26 protein-coding genes are annotated in these 25,473 nt (G+C 72.2%); 15 read left to right on the forward strand and 11 right to left on the reverse strand.

All coding sequences use genetic code 11. From position 1 onward, the window contains the following. The first annotated feature begins 118 nt into the window (after nucleotides 1-118). A complete protein-coding gene (locus tag ACGFZS_RS20555) occupies nucleotides 119-868 on the forward strand; it encodes an MBL fold metallo-hydrolase (protein WP_393796303.1) in 750 nt (249 codons plus the stop codon). 126 nt (nucleotides 869-994) lie between these two features. Beyond that, on the forward strand, nucleotides 995-1,603 hold the full coding sequence (locus tag ACGFZS_RS20560) for a DUF402 domain-containing protein (protein ID WP_393796304.1): 609 nt from the start codon (nucleotides 995-997) through the stop codon (nucleotides 1,601-1,603). Between the two features lie 45 nt (nucleotides 1,604-1,648). Here the strand turns inward: ACGFZS_RS20560 and ACGFZS_RS20565 are convergent, their stop codons facing one another. Together ACGFZS_RS20565 and ACGFZS_RS20570 are read right to left on the reverse strand one after the other, a co-directional pair. After that, the gene (locus ACGFZS_RS20565; protein ID WP_393796305.1) at nucleotides 1,649-2,386 is read right to left on the reverse strand and encodes a response regulator; all 738 of its coding nucleotides are present in this window, start codon (nucleotides 2,384-2,386) and stop codon (nucleotides 1,649-1,651) included. Beyond that, nucleotides 2,383-3,618, reverse strand: coding sequence for a sensor histidine kinase (locus ACGFZS_RS20570; protein WP_393796306.1), 1,236 nt, complete (start codon nucleotides 3,616-3,618; stop codon nucleotides 2,383-2,385). The genes ACGFZS_RS20565 and ACGFZS_RS20570 overlap by 4 nt, the downstream gene beginning before the upstream one ends. 145 nt (nucleotides 3,619-3,763) lie before the next feature. Here ACGFZS_RS20570 and ACGFZS_RS20575 point away from each other — a divergent pair, with 145 nt between their 5' ends. The 4 genes from ACGFZS_RS20575 to ACGFZS_RS20590 are packed head-to-tail and all read left to right on the forward strand — an operon-like array spanning nucleotide 3,764 to nucleotide 7,709. Then, nucleotides 3,764-5,404, forward strand: a complete 1,641-nt coding sequence (locus tag ACGFZS_RS20575) for a hypothetical protein (RefSeq protein WP_393796307.1) — start codon at nucleotides 3,764-3,766, stop codon at nucleotides 5,402-5,404. A gap of 38 nt (nucleotides 5,405-5,442) precedes the next feature. After that, entirely contained in the window at nucleotides 5,443-5,871 is a 429-nt protein-coding gene (locus ACGFZS_RS20580) for a hypothetical protein (RefSeq protein WP_393664969.1), read from the forward strand. Between the two features lie 21 nt (nucleotides 5,872-5,892). Next, nucleotides 5,893-7,110, forward strand: a complete 1,218-nt coding sequence (locus tag ACGFZS_RS20585; protein WP_393796308.1) for a hypothetical protein — start codon at nucleotides 5,893-5,895, stop codon at nucleotides 7,108-7,110. Further along, complete coding sequence (locus tag ACGFZS_RS20590; protein ID WP_393664965.1) at nucleotides 7,107-7,709, forward strand: hypothetical protein; 603 nt, start codon at nucleotides 7,107-7,109, stop codon at nucleotides 7,707-7,709. The genes ACGFZS_RS20585 and ACGFZS_RS20590 overlap by 4 nt, the downstream gene beginning before the upstream one ends. 53 nt (nucleotides 7,710-7,762) lie before the next feature. Here the strand turns inward: ACGFZS_RS20590 and ACGFZS_RS20595 are convergent, their stop codons facing one another. Beyond that, a complete protein-coding gene (locus ACGFZS_RS20595; RefSeq protein ID WP_393664962.1) occupies nucleotides 7,763-8,062 on the reverse strand; it encodes a hypothetical protein in 300 nt (99 codons plus the stop codon). A gap of 200 nt (nucleotides 8,063-8,262) precedes the next feature. After that, nucleotides 8,263-8,607 carry an ArsR/SmtB family transcription factor gene (locus ACGFZS_RS20600; protein ID WP_393664960.1) on the reverse strand — a complete coding sequence of 115 codons (345 nt, stop codon included), beginning with the start codon at nucleotides 8,605-8,607 and terminating at the stop codon, nucleotides 8,263-8,265. 101 nt (nucleotides 8,608-8,708) lie between these two features. On the opposite strand from ACGFZS_RS20600, the gene ACGFZS_RS20605 reads away from it, so the two are divergent. Then, nucleotides 8,709-9,686, forward strand: coding sequence for a zinc-binding alcohol dehydrogenase family protein (locus ACGFZS_RS20605; RefSeq protein ID WP_393664957.1), 978 nt, complete (start codon nucleotides 8,709-8,711; stop codon nucleotides 9,684-9,686). An 18-nt stretch (nucleotides 9,687-9,704) separates the two neighbouring features. On the opposite strand, the gene ACGFZS_RS20610 is transcribed toward ACGFZS_RS20605, so the two are convergent. The 4 genes from ACGFZS_RS20610 to ACGFZS_RS20625 all read right to left on the reverse strand — a co-directional run bounded on the left by ACGFZS_RS20610 (nucleotide 9,705) and on the right by ACGFZS_RS20625 (nucleotide 11,405). Further along, nucleotides 9,705-10,103 carry a VOC family protein gene (locus tag ACGFZS_RS20610; protein ID WP_393796309.1) on the reverse strand — a complete coding sequence of 133 codons (399 nt, stop codon included), beginning with the start codon at nucleotides 10,101-10,103 and terminating at the stop codon, nucleotides 9,705-9,707. Between the two features lie 29 nt (nucleotides 10,104-10,132). After that, nucleotides 10,133-10,627: a cupin domain-containing protein gene (locus ACGFZS_RS20615; protein ID WP_393796310.1), complete on the reverse strand. Its 495-nt coding sequence runs from the start codon at nucleotides 10,625-10,627 to the stop codon at nucleotides 10,133-10,135. A gap of 98 nt (nucleotides 10,628-10,725) precedes the next feature. After that, the gene (locus ACGFZS_RS20620) at nucleotides 10,726-11,040 is read right to left on the reverse strand and encodes a hypothetical protein (RefSeq protein ID WP_393544850.1); all 315 of its coding nucleotides are present in this window, start codon (nucleotides 11,038-11,040) and stop codon (nucleotides 10,726-10,728) included. A 176-nt stretch (nucleotides 11,041-11,216) separates the two neighbouring features. Then, complete coding sequence (locus tag ACGFZS_RS20625) at nucleotides 11,217-11,405, reverse strand: hypothetical protein (protein WP_393544852.1); 189 nt, start codon at nucleotides 11,403-11,405, stop codon at nucleotides 11,217-11,219. A 251-nt stretch (nucleotides 11,406-11,656) separates the two neighbouring features. Here ACGFZS_RS20625 and ACGFZS_RS20630 point away from each other — a divergent pair, with 251 nt between their 5' ends. The 6 genes from ACGFZS_RS20630 to ACGFZS_RS20655 all read left to right on the forward strand — a co-directional run bounded on the left by ACGFZS_RS20630 (nucleotide 11,657) and on the right by ACGFZS_RS20655 (nucleotide 18,449). Next, on the forward strand, nucleotides 11,657-12,853 hold the full coding sequence (locus ACGFZS_RS20630) for an exo-beta-N-acetylmuramidase NamZ domain-containing protein (RefSeq protein ID WP_393796311.1): 1,197 nt from the start codon (nucleotides 11,657-11,659) through the stop codon (nucleotides 12,851-12,853). 32 nt (nucleotides 12,854-12,885) lie between these two features. Next, the gene (locus ACGFZS_RS20635) at nucleotides 12,886-13,875 is read left to right on the forward strand and encodes a GNAT family N-acetyltransferase (RefSeq protein WP_393796312.1); all 990 of its coding nucleotides are present in this window, start codon (nucleotides 12,886-12,888) and stop codon (nucleotides 13,873-13,875) included. Beyond that, on the forward strand, nucleotides 13,872-15,266 hold the full coding sequence (locus tag ACGFZS_RS20640) for an extracellular solute-binding protein (protein ID WP_393796313.1): 1,395 nt from the start codon (nucleotides 13,872-13,874) through the stop codon (nucleotides 15,264-15,266). The genes ACGFZS_RS20635 and ACGFZS_RS20640 overlap by 4 nt, the downstream gene beginning before the upstream one ends. Further along, nucleotides 15,260-16,219, forward strand: a complete 960-nt coding sequence (locus tag ACGFZS_RS20645) for a carbohydrate ABC transporter permease (RefSeq protein WP_393796314.1) — start codon at nucleotides 15,260-15,262, stop codon at nucleotides 16,217-16,219. Before ACGFZS_RS20640 ends, ACGFZS_RS20645 begins: the two co-directional genes overlap by 7 nt. After that, on the forward strand, nucleotides 16,216-17,085 hold the full coding sequence (locus ACGFZS_RS20650; protein ID WP_393796315.1) for a carbohydrate ABC transporter permease: 870 nt from the start codon (nucleotides 16,216-16,218) through the stop codon (nucleotides 17,083-17,085). Before ACGFZS_RS20645 ends, ACGFZS_RS20650 begins: the two co-directional genes overlap by 4 nt. Nucleotides 17,086-17,204: 119 nt before the next feature. Next, the gene (locus ACGFZS_RS20655) at nucleotides 17,205-18,449 is read left to right on the forward strand and encodes a ThuA domain-containing protein (protein WP_393796316.1); all 1,245 of its coding nucleotides are present in this window, start codon (nucleotides 17,205-17,207) and stop codon (nucleotides 18,447-18,449) included. Between the two features lie 42 nt (nucleotides 18,450-18,491). Here the strand turns inward: ACGFZS_RS20655 and ACGFZS_RS20660 are convergent, their stop codons facing one another. Both ACGFZS_RS20660 and ACGFZS_RS20665 read right to left on the reverse strand, forming a co-directional pair. Continuing rightward, nucleotides 18,492-19,433, reverse strand: a complete 942-nt coding sequence (locus ACGFZS_RS20660; RefSeq protein ID WP_393796317.1) for a D-2-hydroxyacid dehydrogenase family protein — start codon at nucleotides 19,431-19,433, stop codon at nucleotides 18,492-18,494. Nucleotides 19,434-19,559: 126 nt separating this feature from the next. Next, on the reverse strand, nucleotides 19,560-20,282 hold the full coding sequence (locus ACGFZS_RS20665; protein ID WP_393796318.1) for a hypothetical protein: 723 nt from the start codon (nucleotides 20,280-20,282) through the stop codon (nucleotides 19,560-19,562). Nucleotides 20,283-20,543: 261 nt separating this feature from the next. On the opposite strand from ACGFZS_RS20665, the gene ACGFZS_RS20670 reads away from it, so the two are divergent. Together ACGFZS_RS20670 and ACGFZS_RS20675 are read left to right on the forward strand one after the other, a co-directional pair. Next, complete coding sequence (locus ACGFZS_RS20670; protein ID WP_393796319.1) at nucleotides 20,544-23,420, forward strand: BTAD domain-containing putative transcriptional regulator; 2,877 nt, start codon at nucleotides 20,544-20,546, stop codon at nucleotides 23,418-23,420. A gap of 96 nt (nucleotides 23,421-23,516) precedes the next feature. Further along, nucleotides 23,517-24,080: a sigma-70 family RNA polymerase sigma factor gene (locus tag ACGFZS_RS20675; RefSeq protein WP_393796320.1), complete on the forward strand. Its 564-nt coding sequence runs from the start codon at nucleotides 23,517-23,519 to the stop codon at nucleotides 24,078-24,080. Here ACGFZS_RS20675 and ACGFZS_RS20680 read toward each other — a convergent pair. Next, entirely contained in the window at nucleotides 24,064-25,473 is a 1,410-nt protein-coding gene (locus ACGFZS_RS20680; RefSeq protein ID WP_393796321.1) for a hypothetical protein, read from the reverse strand. The genes ACGFZS_RS20675 and ACGFZS_RS20680 overlap by 17 nt on opposite strands.

Here is a 25,473-nt window from a genome sequence, read left to right on the forward strand (position 1 = left end):
GGCTCACTGCCGAAGGCGGCACGAAGCCCGGTGAGTTCCGGCACCGGCACCGGTGATCGTGCCGCCGAAAGGGGCCGCGACGGCCCGCATCCGCACCTTTCCGCCAGGAGACGAACGCATGCCCACCACCCTCGAACGTGTCGTACACGCCTGCGTCCTGCTCGACTTCGACGGGGCGAAGATCCTTACCGACCCCTGGTTCTCCGAGCGGGTGCTGTACCGCCAGGGCGAGCCGCGCAGCATCGCCACCGCGGCCGACCTGCCGCGACTGGACGGCATCCTCATCAGCCACGCCCACTACGACCACTGCGACCTGGGCGCGTTGGCGAGTTACCCCGACAGGAACGTGCCCATCGTGGTCAACCGGGGGACCGGGAAGAAGGTCCGGGCAAAGGGGTGGCGCAACGTCACCGAGCTCGACCCCTGGCAGTCCACCCGCCTCGGCCCGGTACGCGTCACCGCCGCACCGGCCGCCCACGGCGTGCCGGAGGTCACCTACCTTCTGGAGGCCGACGGCACGACGGTCTTCTTCGGCGCCGACACCCGCCGCATACCCGAACTCGACGAGATCGCCCGGCACTTCCCCGACATCGACCTGGCCCTGATGCCGATCAACGGGCTCACCTCCCGTCCGCAGGGCAACCGGCAGGAAGTCATGGACGCGACCCAGGCCGCGGAACTCACCGCCCTGTTGCGCCCCAGGCTGGCGGTCCCGATCCATTACGCCTACACCTCCGGCGCGATCGGCGACCGGATCCTCGTGAAGCTCGACCGCAACCACCCCGAGCACTACCAGGACGCCGCCGGCGATCTCGCCCCCGACACCGAGGTGCGCATCCTGCCCACCGGCCAGGTACTCACGCTGTGACCGGCGCCCGGCCGACGGCCGCGCAACCTCAGCGACCGCGTTGCGCGTCATGCAGACCGGGGGTGCTCCATGCGACGGTTCCGGCCGGGTGAGACCGCTGTCCGACGCGATGTGTTCCGTCGGAAGGTGTGGAGCGCGCAGGCGTTCCACGTCGTTGCGGACGGGGCTGAGGCGCTGGTCGTGGGGTGCGGTCCCGGCGCGGAGGTTCTGGCTCCGACGACCTGGATCGAGTGGCTGCTGACCGGCGACGACGATCTGAGGTTTCAGGCCCTGCCGAACCTCGCCCGCGGTTCGTGGCGGCTCGGGCACTGGTCCTGGCGCGACACGGCGCACCTGCAGTGGGTCCCGCCGGGAGCATGGTTCAGCGTGAACGCGTTCTACGACGTCTCGGCCGGCCATCGGCTGACTCACTGGTACGTCAACTTCCAGCGGCCGATGCACCGCACGGCCCTGGGCTTCGACACCTTCGACCTCCTCCTGGATCTGGTCGTAGCGCCTGACCTGTCGCGGTGGGAATGGAAGGACGAGGGCGAGTACGCCCACGGCCGTCGGCTCGGAGTGGTGAACGACGCCGACCATCGGGCAGTCGAAGAAGCCCGCGAGCAGGCGGTGGCGATGATCGAGGAACACGGCGGACCCTTCGCAGCCGGGGCACACTGGCGAGACTGGCACTCCGAGCCCCACGAGCCGGCTCCCGCCCTGCCCGCCGACGTCCAGACCTTCGGTCTCAACTGACCGGCCGACGCCCAGCGGCACCCCTGGGCGCGGCTGCTCCGGCGTTCAGAGCTGCGGTCCGCCGGGGCCGCGTCTGTGCCGGTCGCGGGTGTCGCTCGTTCGGTGGGGAGGCGGGGCGAGTGGTGGGGAGGTCGGTTTGACGAGGCCGTGGAGGTGGGCGTAGGCGACGGCCTGGACGCGGTCGCGGAGGTGGAGTTTGGTGAGGATGCGGGAGACATGGCTCTTCACGGTCTCGTCGCCGATGCCGAGCCGGTCGGCGATCTCGGCGTTGGAGCAGGCCTCGGCGATCAGCAGCAGCACGTCGCGCTCGCGTGAGGTGAGGTCGTCCAGGCCGACGGGGACGGCCGGCGGCGCGACGCCTTCGGCGAGACGGGTCAGGAGGCGCCGGGTGACGGAGGGGTCGATGAGGGCGTCGCCGCGGGCGGCGATCCGGACGGCGGCGATCAGCTCCTCCGGGGGAAGGCTCTTGAGGAGGAAACCGCTGGCTCCGGCGCGCAGGGCCCGGTGGACGTAGGCGTCCTGGTCGTAGGTGGTCAGCAGGATGACCCTGGTGGTGTTCTCCGGGTCGGCCAGGATCGTCTCGGTGGCGCGCAGACCGTCCAGCAGGGGCATGCGGATGTCGAGGATGGCGACGTCGGGGCGGAGCCGGCGCACCTCGCTCACCGCGTTGCGGCCGTCGGAGGCCTCCGCCACGCACTCCAGGTCGGGCTGGCTGTCCAGGACCGCGCGCAGACCGGAGCGGAACATGGCGTGGTCGTCGGCGACCAGGACGCGCAAGGTCATGACGGATCCAGGGGGTCGAGGGGGAAGGTGACGGTGGTGGCCCAGGCGGTGCCGTCGGGCGTGGGGCCGTAGCTGACGGAGCCGTGGAAGAGGGCGGCGCGGCTGCGGATGCCCTGCAGCCCGCGGTGCGGGGAGTCGGGCCGGCCGCGCGTTCCGACCGGGAGGGGGTTGGTCGTGGTGACGGCGAGGGCGGCGGGGGTGTAGCGCAGTTCGACCTCGGCGACCCCGCCGGCCCCGTGCCGCAGGGCGTTGGTGAGCATCTCCTGCACCACCCGGTACGCGGCGATGTCCAGGGACTCCGGCAGCCGGGGCGGCACGCCGTGCACGGTCACCCGGGTCTTCAGACCAACGGCACGGACCGTGTCGAGGAGCCCGGACAGGTTGTCCAGACCCGGCTGGCTGTCCTCCCCGGCGGGGGCGCCGTGCAGGAAGTCCAGCAGGCGCCGCAGGTCGACCATGGCCGCCCGGCTGGACGTCTCCACCGCGCTCAGCGACTCGGCGACGTCGACACCGCCCGGTGCCGCTCCCGCCCGCAGCCGGGCGACCCCCGCGTGCATGCTGATGGCGCTGACGTGGTGGGAGATGACGTCGTGCAGATCACGGGCGATGCTGCTGCGTTCCTCGGCGATGGCCTCGGCCAGGGCCTGCTGCCGCTCGTGCCGCTCCCGCTCGGAGCGCTGCTCCAGTTCGGCGATGTAGGCGCGGCGTGCGGTGGTGTACCGCCCGACCAGCCAGGGCAGCAGGGCATCGCCCAGGGCGCCGAGCAGGATTCCCCCGTGCCCGAAGTGCTCGCCGCCGAGCAACTGCCCCCCGACGATCCCGGTCGCCAGGCAGAGCAGGGAGGCCACGGCGGGCCCCCGGTCCAGCCAGGCGCCCGCCCGGTACGCGGAGACCAGCATGCCCGCGTTGTTGAGCTGGGGCAGCGGACCGTGACCGGGCAGCAGGACGCTGCCGCCGACCGCGACGACAGCCTGGGCGACGGCCACGGCTCCCGACAGCCGCGGCGGGGTGGCCAGAGCGGCGTCGACCACGACGATCGCCGCGAGGACCACCCAGTGCCACGCCGTCAGCGGGTGGGACTGGTCGGCAAGGAGGAAGCCGAGGCAGTCCACCACCAGAGTGGTCGCCGCGACCAGGAGCGACTGCCGGGTCAGTGATCCGCTGACGTCCCGGGCGCGGACGGACGCCGCTCGGCCCGCGCCGCGCGCCTCACTCCCCTCGCTCTCGGGCAATGCAGTCCTCTCCTCCGCGCCACAGACGGCTTCGACGACCCATGATGCCTGGTCACAGCCACGCGCGAGTCCCCCGCTCGGGGGAGGGAGCCTCCCCTGTCACCGTGACGACACCGGCGCGCGGCCGCCATAGCTTGGCCCGACCATGAACGACACGCCCCCTCGTACGACGGTGCGCCCCACCCGCCCGCGTACGCCCCACCCCCGCCCCCACTCCCGCCCCCACCGACGCCGCCTCTGGACCGCGCTCTCCGTCCTGGTCTGCGCCGTGGTCCTGCTGCTGACGTCGAGCTCGGCCGCCACCGCGGACTCCGCGTCCACCGGCAACGACGTCCAGGTGGCCCAGACACTCGGCGACCGGGAACTGACCGTCGTCCTGCGCCGGATCACCGGAGTGCCGGGTCCCCTGCACGTGGACGTGATCACGCACAAGGGCACGGCCGCCGGCCGGATCGAGCTCGCGGTGACACCCACCGGCGTCTCGACGTCCGCGTCGAAGGGCAGGGAATCCGGTACGACCGTGGACTCGGCCGTCGTGAAGCTGGAGAGCACCCCCGGCTCCTACTCCGCCCAGCTGAACGTCGACGAGGTCGGCCCCTGGGAACTGACGCTCGACGACGGCGCCGGGCACACGGCGAAGATCCCCTTCGTCGTGTCGAAGACGACCACCTCACCGGCGGAGAAGGCGGTGTACGCCGGTTTCATCGGCGCCGGGGCCCTGATGCTGGTCACCGTCCTCGTGGCCGTACGGGTGCGGCGCGGCTGGTGGACGTTCGTGCCGTCCGGCGGCGTGCTCGCCTGCCTCGCCGTGGCGGTCACCGGCGCCGTCCTCTCCTCCGGTCTGCCGCTGCCGGTGTCCCAGGGAGTCCAGGTGGACGCCACGATCGACGGTGTAGGCAACCCGTACACCTCGGTCGTCCAGCAGGCCGCCGACTACTCGCGCCCGCCCGCCACCCTGCTGCTCGGCTCCTCCACGACCCGCGCGGGCGGGACCGACACCCTGACGCTGAAGCTGACCGACGCCTCGACGGGCCTGGCCGTCGACGACCTCGTCGTCCACGACGGGGCATTGGTGCACCTGCTGGTCGTCGGCCCCTCGGGTCAGCTGTACCACCTGCACCCGGTCATGACCGGATACGGCACCTTCGAGGTACGGCTGCCGCTGCCCGAGGCCGGCCACTACGCGGTCTCCGCCGAGTTCGCCCGGCGCGGCGGCGGCGTCCAGGACGTCCGCTCCGCGACCGGCATCGACGCGACCGGCTCGACGAAGGCGGCTTCCACCACCCTGCCGACGGGGGAAGGCACGGGCACCCGGACGGTCGACGGGATCCGCGTCCGCACGACCGCGTCGTCGCTCGTCGCGGGCAAGGCGGCCGTCCTGACCGCCCGGATCGGGGACTCCGCGACCCTCCAGCCGTGGCTCGGCATGCTCGGTCACCTGATCGTCGTCGGCCCGCTGAGGTCGAGGACGGCGGCGGTGGGCGCGGAGACGCAGAACGCCGAGGTGTGGGCGCACTCGCACTCCATGGGCTCCGTCGCCGACGACATGCCGGGCATGGCCATGAGTTCCGGCGACATGAGCTCGATGAGTGGCCTGACCTCCGTCAACGGCGACAGCACCGCCGACGAGACGGTCGCCGCCTACGGGCCCGACATCTCCTTCGTCTACACCTTCCCGACCGCCGGCCACTACCGGATCTGGATCCAGGCCGAGCGCGACAACACGATCCTCACCGTCCCCTACCTGCTGCACGTCACCGACGCCACCACGGAGAAGACCCGATGAGCGGGCCCATGTCACCGTCCCGCCGCCGACGTCTCCGGATGGGCGCGGTACTTCTGGCCACCGTCCTGTTCACCCTGCTGGCGCTCCGCCTGACGATGTCGTCGGGTACGACCGGCTCTTCGTCCGGTTCCTCGTCCGGCGGCACGACCCTCACCGGCGGCACCGCCCACGACGTGGTGACCCTGACGATCACCTCACCGAAGACCGGCACGACGGCGGTCGAGGTACGGCTCACGCCACGCGAGGGGATCAGGGCGACCGGATCGGCGACGGCCGTGACCGTCTCGGCCGTGCTGCCGACGGCGGGCCACGCGGTGCCCGACCACACCGCCGTGCGTACCGCGAACAACCGCTACCGGGTCGCCTCCCTGCCGCTGATGATGACCGGCCGCTGGGAGTTCCTCGTCGACATCGACGGCCAAGGCCGCGACGACCACCTGGTTTTCCCGCTCACCCTCACTCGCTGACTCCACTGAAAGGCAGTACCGATGGACGCCGTCCCCGAATCCACACTCACCGTCGCACCCGACGAACCGTCACCACCCGGCAATCCGCCCCGGCCGCAGGCGGACCGGTCCGGCCCCGTCGCCGCCTTCACCGTGCTGGCCGGCACGCTAACCTCGCTGATCGGCATCAGCTGGGACATCGAATGGCATGTCGACGTCGGCCCGGACACCTTCTTCACCCTCTCCCATCTGCTGCTGTACTCCGGCAGCGCCCTCGCCGGTGTCGCCAGTCTGGTGATGGTGCTGCGCTCCACCTTCGCGCAGCGCGCCGGACGTGCCACCGACCGGTCCGTGGGCGGGGCGCCGGTCCGGGTCTTCGGCGGCACGTTCACCGCGCCGCTCGGCTATCTCATCTCCGGCACCGGTGCCGCACTGTTCCTGATGTACGGCCTGGTCGACCTGTGGTGGCACTCCCTGTACGGCTTCGACGCCGTGCTCAACTCCCCGCCGCACGTGGCGCTGTTCATCTCCATCAGCCTGACCATGGTCGGCAGCATCAGCGTCTTCGCCGCCGCCCGGGAGCAGCTGTGGGGACGGATCGGCCTGGTCGTCAGCACCCCGGTGCTGATCACCTTCTGCCCCCTCACCACCTACGCGTTCCAGGGGGTGTCCCAGACCGTCGACCCGCAGCTCGCGGGCAACATCTTCTTCTCCGTGTGCCTGCTGATCACGGGGGCGCTGACCTTGCGCCGCCGGGGCATCGCGCTCTCCATCGCCGCCGTGCTCGGTGTCATGCAGCTGTTCCTGTGGTGGTTCTCGCCGTGGGCCGCCAAGTGGTACGCCGGCTACGTCGGGCTGCCGCTGCGCGACAACCTCATGGACGCGGCGCCCGTGCTGCCCTCCGGTATCCCGATGTTCATGCTCGGCGTGGCCGTGGTGATCGAGGCCCTGCTCCTGCTCGGCCGCGGGCAGAACTGGTCGGGGCGCTGGATGCCGCAGGCCGTCGGCGCCGTCGGCGGCGTACTGGTCAGCCTCTCCATGCTCCTCCAGACCTCCCTGGTCAGCGGCGGCGGTGGTGGTGGGGGCGGGGGTGGCGGCGGTCCCATGGGCCAGTCCGGCACCTCCGCGAGCACCCTCCTCACCGACACCGTTCTCGGGCTGGTGATCGGCACACTGGCCGGCTACCTCGGTTCCCGCTTCGCCGTTCTGCTGCGGATCAACTCCACCGTCACCGACCAGGAAGACAGCCTGACCCGATGAACACGCACCGCGCCCGCGCCCTCGTTCTCGCCCTGTGTGCGACGGCGGGCATGCTCTTCGTCTCGGCCCCGTCCGCCCAGGCCTACGCGCCGGTCGACATCGTCCACACCGAGAAGGTGAGGGTCGGCCCCTACAACCTGACGGTCGGCTTCTCCAAGTGGCCACTGCGTGCCAACCAGTCCCTGGACTTCACCTTCGCCCCCGACGGAGGCATCAAGGGCAGGTCCGGCACCCTCTCCATGAGCCTCGCCGGCCGGCAGAGCGGCATGGGCGGCCCGGGCGGCGGAGGCGGGGGAGCGGGAGGAGGCGGCATGGGCGGCCAACTGGCCCGGCATCCGCGCAAGCTGTCGGTCTGGGGCCTGGACGTCCAGTCGCTGTCCACCGCCGGCCAATGGAACTTCACCTTCACCATCAAGGGCTCCCAGGGCACCGGAACGGGCACGCTGAAGAACATCCCCGTCCTCTCCCAGCCCGGCCCCCCGTACGCGGTGAGCTGGACCGTCTGCACGCTGCCGCCGGTCGGCGGCCTGATCGCCCTGCTGACCGTGGCCTGGCGCCGTCACCGCCCGGGCCGCCGCACGGCGGCACTGAGCTACTGACGCACCTGACGAGCAGCGCTCAAGGGGCGCCGGAGGATCCGCACCGGTGGGGCTCAGCGGAGGACGAGGTTGTGGGGAGGTGAGACGTCCGGCTGCAGGTCGCCGTGGCCGAGGTCGGCGAGGAGGGGGCCGAGGATCTTGGCGAAGGCCTCGAACGACTCGGGAGACTCCCACACGTCGGTGACCCGCCAGCGGTCGCCGACGGGCCCGGCGATGTGGGCGAGCAGTCCGGGCACGGGCAGGTCGGCCGGCGACGCGAAGCCCCGGCCCTCGGTGACGCGGTCGATGGTGGTGTCGTACAACTCCTGGGCGGCAGGCGTGTTCTCGAGATCGAAGGTGACGACGATGGCCATGGGCGGGCACTCCTGTCCGTTACCCGCTGGGTTCAGCGGATGCCGCCCTACGGTCCCCCCGCTCCGAAGGCGGCGGCAACGGCGCACGCCACGGCTCGCCGGAGCGCCGGGAGCTGATGCCTGTGCGAGCGATCGCCGTACGTGCCTCGCACGCCCCTCGGGCGGAGCGCCGTGCCTTTTCCGGTCCCGGCCGGGCCGCTCTACTCGGTGTCGTCGGGGCGGAGGGTCAGGTCGAGGAGGCCGGGGAAGCGGGCGTCGAACTCCTCGCGGCGCAGCCGGTTGAGCCGTCGCGGGCCCTGGTCGCGCTGTTCGACCAGACCGGCGTCGCGCAGCACCGAGAAGTGATGGCTCTTCGCCGCTCGGCCGACCGGCACGTCGAAGCTGCTGCAGCTGAGCGCCCAGTCGGGGTGGCCGGCCAGGTCCCGGACCAGCTGGATGCGCACGGGATCCGCGAGCGCGGCGAGGGCGCTGAGAAGCGGGACGTCGTCGGGGTGCGTGTGCACGGGTGCCGGACGGTGACTCGCCCCTTCGGACCGGTCTGACATTCCGATGCCCTCCTCTGCCCTCCTCCAGCACTGTTCGATGGTCATCGTACACTGCTAGTGTTCGATCCAGGTTGAACACTCATGGAGGGGTGGTACTGCGTATGCGTGCGGTCGAGTTCCAGGAGTACGGCGGTCCCGAGGTGCTGCGGGTCGTGCGGACCGCGGCACCCGAGCCGGGTCCCGGCCAGGTGACCGTCGAGACCGCCTGGGCAGGGGTGAACTTCGCGGACGTGAAGGCACGCGCCGACGGGTACCGGGTGGCGTCGCTGCCCTACCGTCCGGGCCTGGAGGTCTCCGGGCGCATCCGGGCGGTCGGGGACGGGGTCGAGGGTCTGCGGGCGGGGCAGGAGGTCGCCGCGCTCGTCGACGGCGGTGGCTACGCCGAGGTCGTGCTCGCGGAGGCCGCGCGGGTCTTCCCGTTGCCCGACGGGCTGGACCTGCGGACCGCGGCCACGCTGCCGACGGTGCTGCCGACCGCGCACGCCCTGGTCCACGAGGTGGGGCGGCTGCGGGCCGGGGAGAGCGTGCTGGTGCACGGTGCGGCCGGAGGCGTCGGCACGGCGGTCGGGCAGTTGGCCCGGGCGGCGGGCGCCGGAGCGGTGTACGGGGTGGCATCCAGCGACGCCAAGGCCGACTACGCGCTCAAGTACGGCTACGACGAGGTGTTCCGGCCCGACACCTTCGAGACGGACGTCCGGCGGGCGACCGGCGGCAGGGGCGTCGACCTGGTCCTGGACCCGGTGGGCGGCGACACGCTGCGCCGCGGCCTGGAGGCCCTGGCCGTCTTCGGACGCCTGGTGTCCTTCGGCAACGCCGGCGGCGCCGAACCCTGGCAGGCCGGGCAGAACGAGCTCTACGCGCGGGGCCGCTCCGTCGGGGGCTTCTCCGTGCTCGCCCTCGCCCGGTCCGCCCCCGACGCCCTGCGCGCGCTCACCGAACGCGCCCTGCGCACCGTCCGCGACGGAACGGTCGTCCTTCCCGTCACCGCCGAGTTCCCCCTGTCGGACGCGGCCGGCGCACATCACCTCATCGGCGGCCGCACGTCCACGGGCAAGTTGCTGCTGCGCATCACCGAGTGAACCCGCCGAGGCGGACGCTCAGTCGATGCAGAACTCGTTGCCCTCGATGTCCTGCATCACGATGCACGAGTCGTTGCCGTCGTACAGCAGCCGCACGCGCACCGCGCCGAGCGGGAGGAGCCGTGCGCACTCGGCTTCAAGAGTGGCCAGGCGCACCTCACCCGTGAGCCCGGTGCCGACCCGCACGCACAGATGCACCCGGTTCTTGACGACCTTCTCTTCGGGAACGCGCTGGAAGAACAGCCGGGGCCCGACCCCTGACGGATCACTGCAGGCGAACCATGATCCCTGGTCCTCGGCGGGCTGGGAGCGGGGCGGCGACGGTATGACGTACCCCAACACCTCGCACCAGAAGCGAGCGAGGCGCTCGGGTTCCGCGCAGTCGAAGGTGACCTGGAACTGCTTGATCGATGGCATCGGCGCACCATAACAGTGCCGCGGGGCCTTCAGTCGTCGAGCAGGTCGGTGGTGTTGTACTGGTCGTGCCTGATCCGGAAGGCTTTCAGCTCCTCGGGGCCGCGCTGCGCGTACTCGCCCAACTTCTCGAAGTACTCCTCCCTGGCGGCCCCCGGTGTGAAGAGCAGCAGGAACGACACCGGGTCGTCGCTGTCGTTCTGGAAGGCGTGGAGCCCGCCCGGCGGTACGTGGAGGAAGTCTCCCTCGCCTCCGGTGACCCATTGTTCGCCGTTGTAGAGCCGGACCTCGCCGGACAGGACGTAGAAGGACTCGGAGATGGTGCGGTGGAAGTGTTCCGCGGCGCCCATGGTCCTCGGCTCCATGCGGATCCGGTACAGGCCGAACTCGCCGCCGGTGTCGCCCCGCTGGGCCACGTAGTCGATGCCGGTGCCGCCCGAGCCGGTGCCGGGCTGCGCGGACGCGGGCCGGAACAGTGCGCTGACCCGACCCTTCTCGTCGAGGTAGCGGGGTTCTGGGTAGGACATGGCGGCTCCCTGAGGCGTGCGCACACGGACCGGTGGCGCCGATCGGCGAGTCGTGATCGGCGCCACGGGCGGGCTGGACGGGCCGGACGGGCCGCGGTCTAGCGGGGGTTGAAGACCACGCTGGCGAAGTGCACATTGCCGGAGGCGGAGTGGCCGGGGGCGATGCGGCGCGCGGTGCCCTTGCACTTCGCCTTGCTGTAGACGACCAGCGCCTTCTTCGTGGCGTTCTGCGGTCCGCGTGCCTCCTGGGCCATCTCCAGGCACTTGCGGTCCGGCGGGTTCTGGATGGCGTACGCCTTGCCCTTCGGCCCCACCCAGACGAAGGAGCCTTCGGCGGCGGCCGCCGGACCCATGGTGATGACGGCGAGGGCAAGCCCGCCGAGAGCGACGGCGAGCGGACGGCAGAGACGCATCGTGATGTCCTTAGTGAGCGATGACGACGGCGACAACGGGGGCCACGGAACGACCGAAGCCCGGCGCCATCACACACCGTCACCGCACCCGGATGCCCCGGCGACACGGAAACTTCCCACGTCCGGGCGACCCCCGTCGGCGTGTCGTGGCGGATGGGGCCTGGTCCGGGGGGCGTTCACACCAGCGCCACGATCAACGCGACCGCGATGGTGAGGGCGGACAGGCCGACCATCGCCGTCCGCCACGGGGAGCCGGGAGGCGGTTGCGGGGGTGCCGGGTCCGGTGTGGGTTCGCCCAGGTGCGGACTGTCCAGCCAGTAGGCGTCGGACAGTTGGGCGAAGGAGGGGAGGTCGCTGAGGCCCATGCCCGTTCCAACGCCGTTGACGCGCACGGGAGTCGGAGTGAACGGCGGCATCACACCTTCGGGGCAATCGGGTCCCATGGGCGTGATCGGGGTGGCGGCGGTTGGGCGGGCCGTGGCCTGGGAGGGGCGGGTGGCGGACGGGAGCCGGACGGGGTGCGCGAGCCCTCGGCGATTCATTGCGGGATGCGCCGGACATAGGGGTAAATTCCCGACCATTGTTGGCGGGGTGTCACCGGCGGACGGGGCAAGGGATGAGCACGGACGACCGCGTCGCGGTGACGACCGGGATCGCACGGCTGTACGCGTCGCCCGCGCTCGCCGGGCCGGGCCGGTTCGGGCTGGTGACCAACCACACCGGTGTGCTGCCCGATCTGCGCCCGGCCGCACCGGCACTGCTCGCGGCCGGCGCGCCCCTGGTCGCCCTCTTCGGCCCCGAGCACGGACTGCACGGAACCGGCCAGGCCGGCGAGAGCGAGCCCGCCCGGGTCGACCCGGACACCGGACTGCCCGTGTACGACACCTACCGGTGCGACGGCGAGCGGCTCGACAAACTGCTCATCGACAGCGGCGTCGACGCGCTGGTTTATGACCTCCAGGACATCGGGGCCAGGTTCTACACCTATGTGTGGACCATGTTCGACCTGCTGGTCTCGGCGGCCCGGACGGGCGTCCGCTTCGTGGTCGCCGACCGGCCGAACCCGCTCGGCGGACTGGTGAGCGAGGGCCCACGGCTGGACCCGGCGTGGGCCAGCTTCGTCGGACGCGCCCCGGTCCCCGTCCGGCACGGCCTGACCTGCGGTGAGCTCGCAGGACACCTCAACGCCCGCGCCGTCCCGCAAGCGGCCGGTCGTGCCGCCGACCTGACCGTCGTGGAAACCGTCGGCTGGCGGCGCGCCATGGACGCGGCGGCCTGCGGACTGCCGTGGGTCGCTCCGTCACCCAACATGCCGACGCCCGCCACCGCCCTCGTGTACCCCGGCACCTGCCTGTTCGAGGGCACGAACCTCTCGGAGGGCCGGGGCACCACCCAGCCCTTCGAGATCGTCGGCGCCCCCTACGTCGACGCGCGGTTCGCCCCCGCGCTCGCCGAACTCGCCCTGCCCGGAGTGCGCTTCCGCGATCTGCGGTTCGTACCGGCCTTCCACAAACACGCCGGACGGACGCTGCGCGGAGTCCAGCTGTACATCACCGACCGCGCGGCGTTCGCCCCCGTCCGCACCGCCGTCGCGATGATCGCCACGCTACGACGGCTGTACCCGGACGACTTCGCCTGGCAGACCGGGGACGGCGGTGCGGAGGGGACCGGGCACCGGCACTTCGTCGACCTGCTGTGGGGGTCCGACCGGCTGCGCCGCGCCGTCGACGCGGACCAGGACCCGCTGCCGCTGTGCGATCCACCGGAGCCGCCCGGCCGATGGGCCGGCGACGACGTACTGCTCTACCCCTGATCCGCCGCTGCGCTCGGAAGGACCACCCGTCGATGACCCAAACCACGACGACGACCCGGGCCGGGGCCGGGATCCGGGGCTTCCGCGCGGGCGACGGCCCGCGGCTGGTGGAGGCATGGCGCCGGAGCGCGCCCGCCGACCCCATCACCCCAGACCGCTTCCGCTCGCTGGTGCTGCTCGACCCCAACTTCGATCCGGAGGGGCTCAAGGTCGCCGTCGACGGCGACCAGGTCGTCGGCGCCGCCTACGCGGTGCGCCGGCTGACCCCGATGGCCGGCACCGACCTGGAGCCGGACCAGGGCTGGATCCCGTTCTTCTTCGTCGACCCGGCCGCCCGCGGGCGCGGCCTCGGCCGCCGGCTGCTCACCGAAGCCCTCGACTGGCTGCGCGGCCACGGCCGCACCCGGGTGGACTTCTCCTCGTACACCCCGAACTACGTCTTTCCCGGCCTGGACGCCGAGGCCTACCCGGAGGCGGCCGGGCTCCTCGACTCCCTGGGGTTCCGCACGCTGTACGAGGCGGCGGCGATGGACCGGGTCCTGGTCGGCTACCGCCTCCCGGACGAGATCGCGCGCCGGGTCGGCGAACTGACGGCGCGCGGCTTCCGGTTCACCACCCCGGCCGACGACGACCTGGTGGACCTCCTGGCGCTCGCCGGGAGCCGCTTCGGACCGGACTGGGCGTGCACGATCCGGGCGTGTCTGACGGCGGGCACCCCGCTCGACCGGATCGTCGTCGCCCGGGACCCCGGAGGCCGCATGGTCGGCTGGGCGATGCACGGCGCGTTCGACGCGGTGGACGAGCGGTTCGGACCGATCGGGGTGCTGGAGGAGATGCGCGGCACCGGACTCGGCGAGGTCCTCCTCCACCTGGTCCTGGAGCGGATGCGGGCCCTGCGGGCGCACTCCGCGTGGTTCCTGTGGACCGGCGCCCAGTCCCCGGCCGGCCACCTCTACCGCAAGACCGGCTTCACCACGACCCGGGTGTTCCGCGTACTGCGCCGGGAGGACACCACCCCATGACACCGCCACCCCACCCCGACGGACCGGACGGACGGGACGGACGGGACGGACCGGACGGCCCTCACGGCCTTGAGCCGGCACCGCGCACCGGCCGCAACCGCCCGATCCGTCGCCGCCTCGCGCTCGCGCTGCCCCCGGCGCTGCTGGCCGCCGGCTGTGCCGCGCCGCGTCAGGGCACCGGGCGGCCCGGTGACCCGATCGTCCTCACCCTGCTCTCCCACTACGCGAGCGGGGAGCTGAAGAAGGCACTCCAGGGCCCGGTGGACGAGTGGAACGCCACGCACGACCGGGTCCAGGTGGCGACCAAGGCCGTCGAGTTCACCGACCTGCTGACCACCTTCATGGTCCGGCAGGCGGCGGGCCAGGGCACCGACATCCTCCACCCGTACTGCCTGTGGAACGGCCAGCTCGCGCGCGCCGGTGTCCTGCGGCCCGCGCCGCCCGAGCACGCGAAGGAGATCAGACGCGGTTACGGCGAGGCCGCGGCGGGCGCCGCCTCCGTGGCGGGCGAGGTCTACGGCTACCCCACCGAGATGCAGACCTACGCCCTGTACTACAACAGGCGGCTGCTGCGCGAGGCCGGCGTCCAGGGCCCGCCGCGCACCTGGCGGGAGCTGGAGGACACCGCCTACCGCACCGCACGGCAGGACCGGTACGGCAACACGCTCGTGCAGGGGTTCGGGCTGTCGGACTTCGACGACTCGACCACCGTCGGCCAGACCCTCGCGCTGCTCAACGCCGCCGGCGGACGGTTCGTCTCCGCGGACGGCCGGAGCACCGCCATCGACTCACCGGCCGGGCGGGCCGTGTTCGATCTGGAGCACCGGCTCGTCGCGAAGGGCGCCAGCGCCCCCGGCGTCAACGTCTACAAGGCGTTCGCTTCGGGGCAGGTGGCCATGGTGATCAGCGCCGGATGGTGGACCACGAACCTGAAGGGCCTGATGGGCAGGGACTACCGGGACGTCGGTGTCGCCCCCGTGCCCCTCCCGGCGGCGGGCGGCGAGCGGGCCACGCTCTCCACCGGTTTCATGCTCGGGGTCAACGCGGCCAGCGAACATCCGCAGGAGGCCTGGGAGTTCCTGCGCTGGCTCAACGCCGAGAAGGTGAACGGCGCGACCCGGATGAGCGCCCTGCAGGCGTCGGTCGGCTCGCTGACCGGGCGCGCCGACGACATGCGCACCCTGCTCGGCGCGGGCGGCGACCCGAACCTGCACCCGTTCCTGGACGCGCTGGCGTACGCCGTGCCCGAGCCGAACGTGCCCGGCGCCCAGCAGGCCAAGTCCCTGCTGCGCAAGAACATCGAGGCCCTGTGGACCGGTCAGCAGACCGTCGACGAGGCCCTGCGCACCACCCGCCGCCAGGTCGACCAGGAGGTGGCGCGGTCATGGTGAACGCCACCCTGGCACCGGAGACGACCGAGCGGGCGACGCGCGACGAGCCCGCCGTCGGCCTCCGCGCCCGCAACCGGCACCGGCGCCGCCAGGCCGTCGTCGCCTACCTCTTCCTGGCGCCCACCCTGCTGTTCTACGCCGTCTTCCTGCTCCTGCCGCTCGGCTTCGCGCTGCTGCTGTCCACGTCCCACTGGGCGGGCTTCGACCTGGGCGACATCGACCCGGCCGGCCTGGACAACTTCGCGGCTCTCTTCGCGGACGGCTCGACGTTCCTGGCGCCGATCCTCACCAACACCCTGCTGTTCGCCCTGGGTACCGTGGTGCTCACGCTCGCCGGGTCGGTGCTCGTCGCCACCTGCATCGACAAGCTGCGGTTCCAGGGGCTCTGGCGCACCCTGTACTTCCTGCCGATCGTCACGACCGTCGTCGCCGTCGGCAACGTCTGGAAGTACATGTACGAGCCGGGCGGCCTCGTCAACGGCGTCCTCAACGCCGTCGGCCTCGGCTCCATGGCCTTCCTCCAGGACCCGGACACCGCGCTGCCCGCCGTGGTGGTCGTGCAGGCCTGGGCCTCCGTCGGCTCGGCCATCCTCGTGCTGACCGCCGGGCTGAAGTCCATCCCCGAGTCGTACTACGAGGCCGCCGCCCTCGACGGCGCCGGACCCGGCACCGTCTTCTGGCGGATCACCCTGCCGCTGCTGCGGCCGTCCCTGCTGTTCGTGTGCGTCACCCAGTTCCTCACCGGACTCCAGTCGTTCGCGCTGATCATCGTGATGACCAAGGGCGGACCGGGTGACGCGACCAACGTGGCCGCGCTCGAGATGTACCGGCAGGCCTTCTCCTACGGCGACTGGGGTACCGCCGGCGCCGCCGCCTTTGTGCTGTTCACGGTGGTCCTCGCGGTCACCCTGGTGCAGTTGTGGTTGTTCCGGCGCAAGGGGGAGGACGCGTGATCCGCCGCCGTTTCCCGTGGCTGTCGTATCTGCTGGTCGTCACCGGCGCGGTGCTCACCGTGGTGCCGTTCGCCGACATGCTGATGACGTCCTTCAAGGGACCGGGCGAGGCCGGCACACTGCCGTACCGGTTCCTGCCCGAGGTGTTCGACCTGTCCAACTACCGGGCGGCGATCCACCAGCTCGATCTCCCGGTGCTCTTCCGCAACAGCGTCGTCGCCACCGGCCTGATCACCGGGTCTGTGCTGTTCACCTCGTCGCTGGCCGGCTACGCGCTCGCCAAACTCCGCTTCCCGGGCCGGGACCTGGTCTTCCGGCTCGTGCTGTCGACGATGATGTTCCCGCCGTTCCTCTTCTTCATCCCGCACTTCCTGATCCTGGTGCACTGGCCGCTGGCGGGCGGCAACGACCTGCTCGGGCGCGGCGGCGCGGGGCTGACCGTCAGCATCGTGGCGCTGGTCATGCCGTTCCTCGTCAGCAGCTTCGGGATCTTCCTGACGCGGCAGTTCATGGTGTCGATCCCGGACGAGGTCCTGGAGGCGGCGCGCATCGACGGCGCCGGCGAGTTCACCGTGTGGTGGCGGATCGTCCTTCCGCAGACCAAGCCGGTCCTGGTCACCCTCGGTCTGCTGACCTTCGTCGACGCCTGGAACGAGTACATCTGGGCGCTGCTCGTCTCGACCGCCAACCCGGACGTGATGACCCTGCCCGTCGGCATCCAGCTCCTGCAGGACTACGTCGACCCGACCCGCACCCTGCCGATCGTCATGGCCGGTCTTGTCCTGAGCGTCCTGCCGGTGCTGGTCCTCTTCCTGCTGCTGCAGAAGTACTACATCCGGGGCGTGATGCTGAGCGGCCTCAAGTAGGCGGCGAGGAGCGGGCGTCGACTGTTGGTCTGAACCATTGACATGTACGTGAACCGGGGCCTTCAATGCAGAACACGTGCACATGCCAATCTGCGGTCACGCCCGAGGAAGGTCCTCGCATGATCACCCCCCACTCGCACCTGTCCTGGCCCCGGACCCTGCTGAGACTGTTCGCCCTGGTCGCCGTCGTGCTGGGCGTCCAGGCGGGACCCGTACCCGGCGCCCGCGCCGCCACCACCGTCAACGTGATCGCCTTCTACGACGGCACCTACGACGCGGCACACATCAGCTTCGACCACGAGGCCAACACCTGGTTCCCGCAGGCCGGTGCGGCCAATGGCTTCACCTACACGGCGACCACGGACTGGAGCCGGCTCAACACCGCGACCCTCGCCGGCTACCAGGTCGTCATGTTCCTCGACGACTACCCGCACACCGCCTCCCAGCAGGCGGCCTTCCAGACGTACATGGCGGGCGGCGGCGGTTTCATCGGCTTCCACGTGTCGGCGTACAACGACGACACCAGTGACTGGCCCTGGTACCACAACACGTTCCTCGGCACCGGCACCTTCAGGAGCAACACCTGGGGGCCGACGCAGGAGACGCTGCAGATCGACGACCCCTCGCACCCGGCGACCGCGAACCTCCCGTCCACCATCACGTCCTCGGTCAGCGAGTGGTACAGCTGGCAGAACGACCTGCGGCAGAACCCGGCCATCGACATCCTCGCCTCGATGGCCCCGTCGACCTTCCCGATCGGCACCGACCCCAACCAGACCTGGTACAGCGGCTATTACCCGATCGTCTGGTCCAACCGCGACTACAAGATGGTCTACAACAACTTCGGCCACAACGCGATGGACTACGCCACCAACACCACCCTGTCGTCCACGTTCGCGAGCGCCCAGCAGAACCAGCTCCTGCTGCAGGAGATCAAGTGGGCCTCCGGCCAGTCCGGCCCGGTCACCCCGCCCACGAGCACCACCGGCCCGATCCACGGCTACGGCGGCAAGTGCGTGGACATCGCGGGTGCGGCCACCGCCAACGGCACCGCGGTCCAGCTCTACGACTGCAACGGCACCGCCGCGCAGAACTGGACGGTCGCCGGCACCGGGACGCTCACCGCGCTCGGCAAGTGCATGGACGTCACCGGGGCCGGCACCGCCAACGGCACCAAGGTCCAGCTGTACGACTGCAACGGTTCCGGCTCACAGGTCTGGCAGGCGGGCTCGAACGGCTCCCTGGTCAACCCGCAGTCGGGCAAGTGCCTCGACGCCACCGGCCCCAGTTCGGCCAACGGCACCCGGCTGCAGATCTGGACCTGCTCCGGAGCCGCCAACCAGAGCTGGACGCTGCCGTCCTGAGCCACCGGCAGGGTCCTGTACGACGCCGGCCTTCCCGGACGGTCAGGTAAGGGTGCGCACCGGTGTTCCGGCGCTCCACGCGGCGATGTCCTCGACCGCGTCCCGGTAGAACACCTCGTACAGATCCCGGCTCACGTAGCCGATGTGCGGGGTGACCACGGCGTTCGGCAGCGAACGCAGAGGGTGGTCGGCGGGGAGCGGTTCGCGGTCGAAGACGTCCAGCGCCGCCGAGGCGATCCGCTTCTCGGTGAGCGCCGTGATCAGTGCCGTCTCGTCCACCACGGGGCCACGCGAGGTGTTCACCAGGATCGCCGTCGATTTCATGAGGTCCAGTTCGCGCCGGCCGACCAGCCCCCGGGTCCGCCCACTGAGCACGACGTGAATGCTCAGCACGTCGGAGCGCCTGAACAACTCGTCCCGCGCCACGTGTTCCGTCCCTTTCGCGGCCGCGTCCGCGGGCGTCAGATTCTGGCTCCAGGCGATGGTCCGCATGCCGAAGGCACGCCCGATCTCCGCCACCGCCGTCCCCAGCCGGCCGAGGCCCAGCACCCCCAGCGTCGCGCCCCGCAGACTCGTCCCCAGGCCCTGCTGCCAGCCGCCCCGGCGGACGGAGTCCACCTGCTGCGGGATCAGCCGGGCCGCGGAAAGGATCAGTCCCCAGGTGAGTTCGACCGTGGGACCGGAGAAATATCCGGTGCCGCAGACGGTGACGTCCGCACGGCGTGCGGCGTCCAGGTCGATCGCCGCGTTCACCGGCCCGGTGGTGACCAGCAGCTTCAGACGGGGCAACGCGCTCAGGGTCGAGGACGGGAACGGCGTCCGCTCCCGCATCGCCACCACGACGTCATACCCGGCGAGCGCCGCCACGACCTCGCCCTCGTTCTCGAACGGGTCGGTGAAGACCTCCACCTCCGCGCCGAGCGAGTCCCAGTCGGCCAGGCCGAGCGCCACACTCTGGTAGTCGTCCAGGATCGCGATCCTCATGCGGGTTCCTCTCGCTGCGGGTGCCTTCACGTTCGCACAGTGAACGCGCGACGGTCGTGATCGTGGACGGTACCGGCCCACGATGTCCGCCTCCGCCGCCTGCCCGGCCGTGCCCGCGCGCCGCGGTCAGGCGTAGTGGACGTCGCTGAGGTCGATGCCGACCATCACGCGGTCGGGGTCGAGGCGTCCGCCGGGCTGCCGGAGGTAGGCGCGGCGCCTGGTCGGGAACCTGATCCCGTCCGCTTCCTCGATGCCGCCGACATACTGCGCGGCCGCGAAGCCCCCGGCGATGTCCACGTGGTAGTCGTGGCGTCGCAGCAGCCGGTCGTCGCCGAAGTAGAAGTCCTGGACGGTGCTGTGGCTCGCGATGCCCTCCGGGAAGGTCACCCGCAGACCCCGCCAGCGTTCGGTCGGCGACTCCTGCCAGGGTTCGGTCTCCGCCACGACCATCCCGTCCATGGCCATGAAGAACGGTGTGGTGAGGTACGTCCACAGGGCGTAACCGTTGAAATAGGCACGGTCCAGCGGATCCCAGGGAGTCTCCAGGGTGTGCCCCGCGAACGCTTCTCTCGGGTCGAGGCGTTCGGCCACGACGGTGGCGTCCGCGCGTTCGATCGCGATACGGCGGGGGGTGAAGTCCGTCTGCTGGCCGGGAGCCCCGAAGGGGCGCACCGAGGCGTGCTCCTCGTGCAGGTCGACGGTCATCCGGCGCGGCCGCAGGTCCTGGGGCAGGCCCTTGGCCGCGAAGAGCTCGCCGTCGCTGACCAGGGTGGCCGTGACCCTCGTCAGCCGTCGCCACCGGCCGAGGCCGCCGTGGGCCTCCAGCACCTCTGGGAGCAGGCTGGTCATCCGTCCTCCAGGGACCGTGTACGGGCTCAGGCCGTCGAGACCAGCCTCCGCCCGATGGGCGCCCACGGCATCACCAAGGCGACCGAGGGCGCCGTGTGGCCGGTTCGGGGCGGGGGACGCTCCGTGGGGGCGCAACCATGCGCGGGCGGGTCCGTACGGACTTTATGCTCGTGCGAAGCCGCGCGGCTCCGAAGGCCGGACGCGGCGGCCGTTCATGTCGTCACCGTCGGTACAGGGGACTCCTTGCGTACACGATTCGCCGTGCTCGGACCCGTCCGGGCCTGGCGCGGCGACACGGAACTGGTGCTGGGACCGCCCAAGGAGCGTGCGCTGCTCGCGCTGCTGCTGACCGCGGCCGGGCATCCGGTGGCCGTCCACGAGATAGTCGACGCGCTCTGGGGACAGGACCCGCCGGACACCGCCGTGAACGTCGTCCAGCGGCACATCGGCGCGCTGCGCCGGCTGCTCGAACCCGGCCTCCCGGCCAGGGGCGAGTCCCGGTGGCTGGTGCGCGGCTCGGGCGGGTACCGCCTCGACGTCGACGCCGACTCCCTCGACCTGCTCCGCTTCCGGGCCCTGCGGCGCCAGGCCGACCAAGCGGCACAGGACCGGCAACCGGCCGCCGCCACCGAGCTGTTGATGGAGGCGCTGGCACTGTGGCGCGGGCCCGCCGCCTCCGGGACATCGGCCGAGGTGCGCTCCCACCCCTCCTTCACCGCGCTCGACGACGAGCACCTGGCCGCCGTCAAGGAGGCCGCCGAACTCGCCCTGGAGGCCGGCGGCGGGCTGGGCGCACGGGTCCTGGTGACCCTGAGGCAGGCCGCGGCCCAGCACCCGCTGGACGAAGGACTCCAGGCCAGGCTCATCCTGGTGCTCGCGGCCACCGGGCACCAGGCCGAGGCACTGGACGTCCACCGGACCGTACGCACCCGGCTCGCGGACGAGTTGGGCGTCCAGCCGGGCCCCGAACTCCAGGCCGCCCACCAGCGGGTCCTCGGCCGTACCGCCACCCGGTCCGAGGGCACCGAACCGGCCGGGTCCGCCGACGGCGCGGCCGGGCCGGCCGAGGCCGCGGTGGCAGCGCCGGCCGTCGCCGTCACCGTGCGCCCCGCCCAACTGCCCGTGGACCTCGCCGCCTTCACCGGCCGGAGCAGTGAACTCGCCCGCGTCCGGGACCTGTTGCCCACCGGCGACGAACGGCCGTCGACGGTCGTGATCAGCGCCATCGGCGGCATGGCCGGCGTCGGCAAGACCACCCTGGCCGTGCACTGGGCGCACAGCGTCGCCGACCGTTTCCCCGACGGGCAGCTTTACGTCAATCTCCGCGGCTTCCACCCCACCGGCTCCCTCATGAGCGCGGCGGAGGCGATCCGGTCCTTCCTCGACGCGTTCGGCGTCCCCGCGCAACGCCTCCCCGCGGGCCTGGACGCCCAGGCCGCGCTGTACCGCAGCCTCCTCGCCGACCGGCGCGTCCTCATCGTCCTCGACAACGCCCGGGACACCGAGCACGTTCGCCCCCTGCTGCCCGGCGCGCCCGGCTGCATGGTCGTCGTCACCAGCCGCAGCCAGCTCTACGGCCTGGTGGCCGGCGAGGGTGCGCACTCCCTGAGCCTGGACGTGCTCAGCGAGGCGGACGCGCACGCGTTCCTGTCCCGCCGGCTCGGCGCCGAACGCGTCGCCCGTGAACCCGACGCCGTCGCGGAGATCATCGCCCTGTGCGGCCGCCTCCCGCTGGCACTGGCCGTGGTCGGCGCCCGCGCGGTCGTCAACCCGACGTTCCCGCTCGCGTCCGTCGCCGAGGAACTCCGCGACAGCGAGGACAGCCTCGACGCGTTCGCCGGGGAAGCGCCCGTCGCGGACGCACGCAGCGCGTTCTCGTGGTCGTACCAGCTGCTCACGCCCGCCGCCGCCCGCGTCTTCCGGCTGCTGGCCCTGCACCCGGGCCCCGACTGCTCGGTGGCCGCCGCCGCCAGTCTGGCCGGGCAGCGGGTCGGCCAGGTACGGCCGCTGCTCGCCGAGTTGGTCCGCGCCCACCTGCTCACCGAGCCCGTGCCCGGCCGCTACGGCTGCCACGAACTGCTGCGCGCCTACGCCGGCGAACTGGGCCGGGCCCAGGACGGCGCGCAGGACCTGGACACGGCCCGGCGCCGCCTGCTCGGCCACTACCTGCACACCGTGCACGCGGCCGACACCGTCATCGCCCCCACCCGGGAACGCCTCCGGCTGCGGCCGCACGCCACCGGGGTGACCGTCCCGCGCCTGCCCGACCGGGCGGCCGCGAACGGCTGGCTGGAGACGAACCGGTCCGTCGTGCTCGCCGCGATCGAGCAGGACGCGCGGGACGGCAGCGGTGAGTTCAGCTGGCAGCTGGCCGCGACCCTGGACCTGTACCTGGACCGCGCGGGCCGCTGGCAGGAGCAACTCTCCGCGCAGGCCACGGCCCTGGGCGCCGCCCAGCGGCTGGGCGACATCCGGGGCCAGGCGCACGGGCACAAGGCGCTGGGGTTCGCCAACGGCCGCCTGGACCGGTGGGACGAGGCGGACGCCCACCTCGCCCGCGCCCTCGAACTGTTCGGCGAGACCGGCGACGCGATGGGCCGGAGCCGGGTGCACCGCCACTGCGCCTACCTGGCCAACCGGCGCGGACGGCACGCGGAGGCCCTCCGCCACTACGCCGACGCGAGCAGCCTCTACCGTGCCGTCGGCTGGCACAGCGGCGAGGCGTACGTCGCCAACGAGGTGGGCTGGACGCACATCCTGACCGGCGCCTACGAGGACGCCCTCAAGGAGTGCGCCCGGGCGCTCGCCGCCCACCAGGTGTCCGGCGACCGCAACGGCGCGGCCTCCGCCTGGGACAGCCTCGGCTACGCCCATCACCATCTGCACGCACACGCCCGGGCGCTCGAATGCTACGAACAGGCCCTGCTGCTGTACCGGGAGAGCCGCGACCGCTACCTGGAGGCCGACACCCTGGTGCACATCGGCGACACCCACCGCGCGGCCCGCGACGACACCCGGGCCGCGCTCGCCTGGCGCGAGGCACTCGGCATCCTCGAAGAGATCGACCATCCGGAGGCCGCGGACCTCCGCGCGCGGCTGAACGGCCTCGGAACAGCGGATCCGGCGGTCCGTCAGTAAACCGTCAGAGTTTCGGAAGCGGGCCCTGCCTACGCTCCCCGTTCCGCTCCGACCGGAGCGGGAGGTGCGTACGGCATTCCCGTCAGGAACCCGAAGATGACCATGACCACGCACGCGCGCCCCGCGTCGGGCGCGCAGCGGGACCAGTTGCTGCACACGATGATGACCGACCACGCGAAGGCCCTCCTCGCTTACGCGGAGAAGCTCCTGAACGACCGTCACACGGCGGAGGACATCGTCCAGGAGACCCTCATCCGCGCCTGGCCGCACGCGGAACGCCTCTACAGCACGGAGGGGTCGGTGCGCGGCTGGCTCCTCAAGGTCACCCGCAACCTCGTCGTCGACCGGATGCGCAGCGCCGCCGCCCGGCACGAGACCATCGGCGCCGACGACCGGGACGTGCCGCTGCCCGACCACTCCGGTGCCGTGCTGGCCTCGGTCGAGGCGAGGGACCTGCTGCGGCAGCTGTCCCCGGAGCACCGGGAGGTCCTGCTGCACACCTACCTGTGCGGCCGGACCGCCCAGGAGACGGCGGCCTTCCTCGGCATACCGGCCGGGACCGTCAAGTCCCGCCGGCACTACGCCCTCAACACCCTGCGCGCCAAGGCCGGCCACACCCGCGCTCCGGACCTCGCGCCGGGCCTCACGCCGGAACGGTGAGCCGGACATCCAGCACCGGGATGTCGACATGGCCGTCGGCGTCGGTGAGCCAGCGCCAGTGCGCGCCGTTCGCCTCGCCGCAGACCAGCCCGGTCCAGCCCGCGCCGCCCGGTCCGCACAGGGCGGCCAGCTCGGCCGCCGCCGGCCCGTCCGGGGTCCCGGCGACCACGACCAGTCCCCGTACCGGCCTGCGCGAGGCTCCGGCGCGCACCGTCCCCCGCCCCTCGGCGGGCGCCGCCGGGGCCGGGGTGTCGACCCGGGGCAGCTGCCGCAGCCCCGTCGGCACCGCGACCGGCAGGGCACCGTCCGCCCCGCGCAGCACGGTCACCGGAGTGTCGGGGCGGGTCCGCGCGATCTCGGCCAGCAGGTTCTGTACGACGTCCCGGGCGACCACCCGGTCCCCGCACACGCTGAGCACCCCGTCCAGCCGGCTGAGGTCCACGAACACCGGCTCGCCGTCGGCGTCCGTGCCCGCCCGCACCAGGCAGGCCGCGCCGATCGAGGCCTGGGACGTCGCCCCGGTGTCCTCGCCGCGGGTCAGCCAGCCGGTGGCGGCCGCGGGACGGCGCCAGCGGGTGCCGTCGAGGTTCGTCCACGGGGCGTCGGCCGTGTCGGCGGCCGTCAGCCACACCGTGACCCCCGTGCCGTCCACGCGCAGCGCGTGCACCGGCCGTTCCGGCTGCCGCCGGGTGGGCGCGAACTCGCCGAGGGTGCCGTAGGCCCGTCGTACCGAATCCGCGTCGGTCGCGAACCGGCGGCCCGTCGCCCGGCGCTGCGTCAGCCGGCGCCTGCGCCGCATCGGTTCGCCGAGCCGGCGCACGGCGCGGCGGACGGCGGCGTACGCGGTCCGCACCTTGCGCCTGCCGACGATTGCGGCGGTGATCAGCGCCAGCAGGATCGTGCCGAGCACCGCGACGGCCGCGGCCAGCGGAAAGGTGAACGCCGCGGAGGACTGCTGTCCGGACGCCGGGGGAGCGGAGGTGGCGCCGCCCTGGGCCCCGGTGTCCCGGGCCAGTTGCACATCGGGTCCCGAGGCGTCCTGCGGCAGCCGCAGGATCCAGCCGGGGTGCAGCTGGTCGTCCGGGCTGTTCAGGGCCCCGCCGTCCTTCTGCGCCTGACCGCGGTTGAGGTCGAAGATCTCACCGGACCGTGAGGCGTCGCCCAGCGTCGAGACGGCGATCGACTGCAGAGTGGCGAGTTGCCCGCCCGTCCGCGCCGGGTCCGGGACGACGAACACCTTGATCAGATCGTCGTCGGGGGCCGCGTGCGCGGCGGCGGCACCGCCCAGCGCCACGAGGCACGCCGCCAGCAGCGCCGCCAGGGCGCGCAGGAGTGTGCGTACCGCGGGGGTCGCCGGCCCGGGCCCGGACCCGTGGTCCGTGCTGCTGCTCAT

It is taken from the genome of Streptomyces sp. NPDC048288 (assembly GCF_043201555.1).
Lineage (GTDB): Bacteria > Actinomycetota > Actinomycetes > Streptomycetales > Streptomycetaceae > Streptomyces.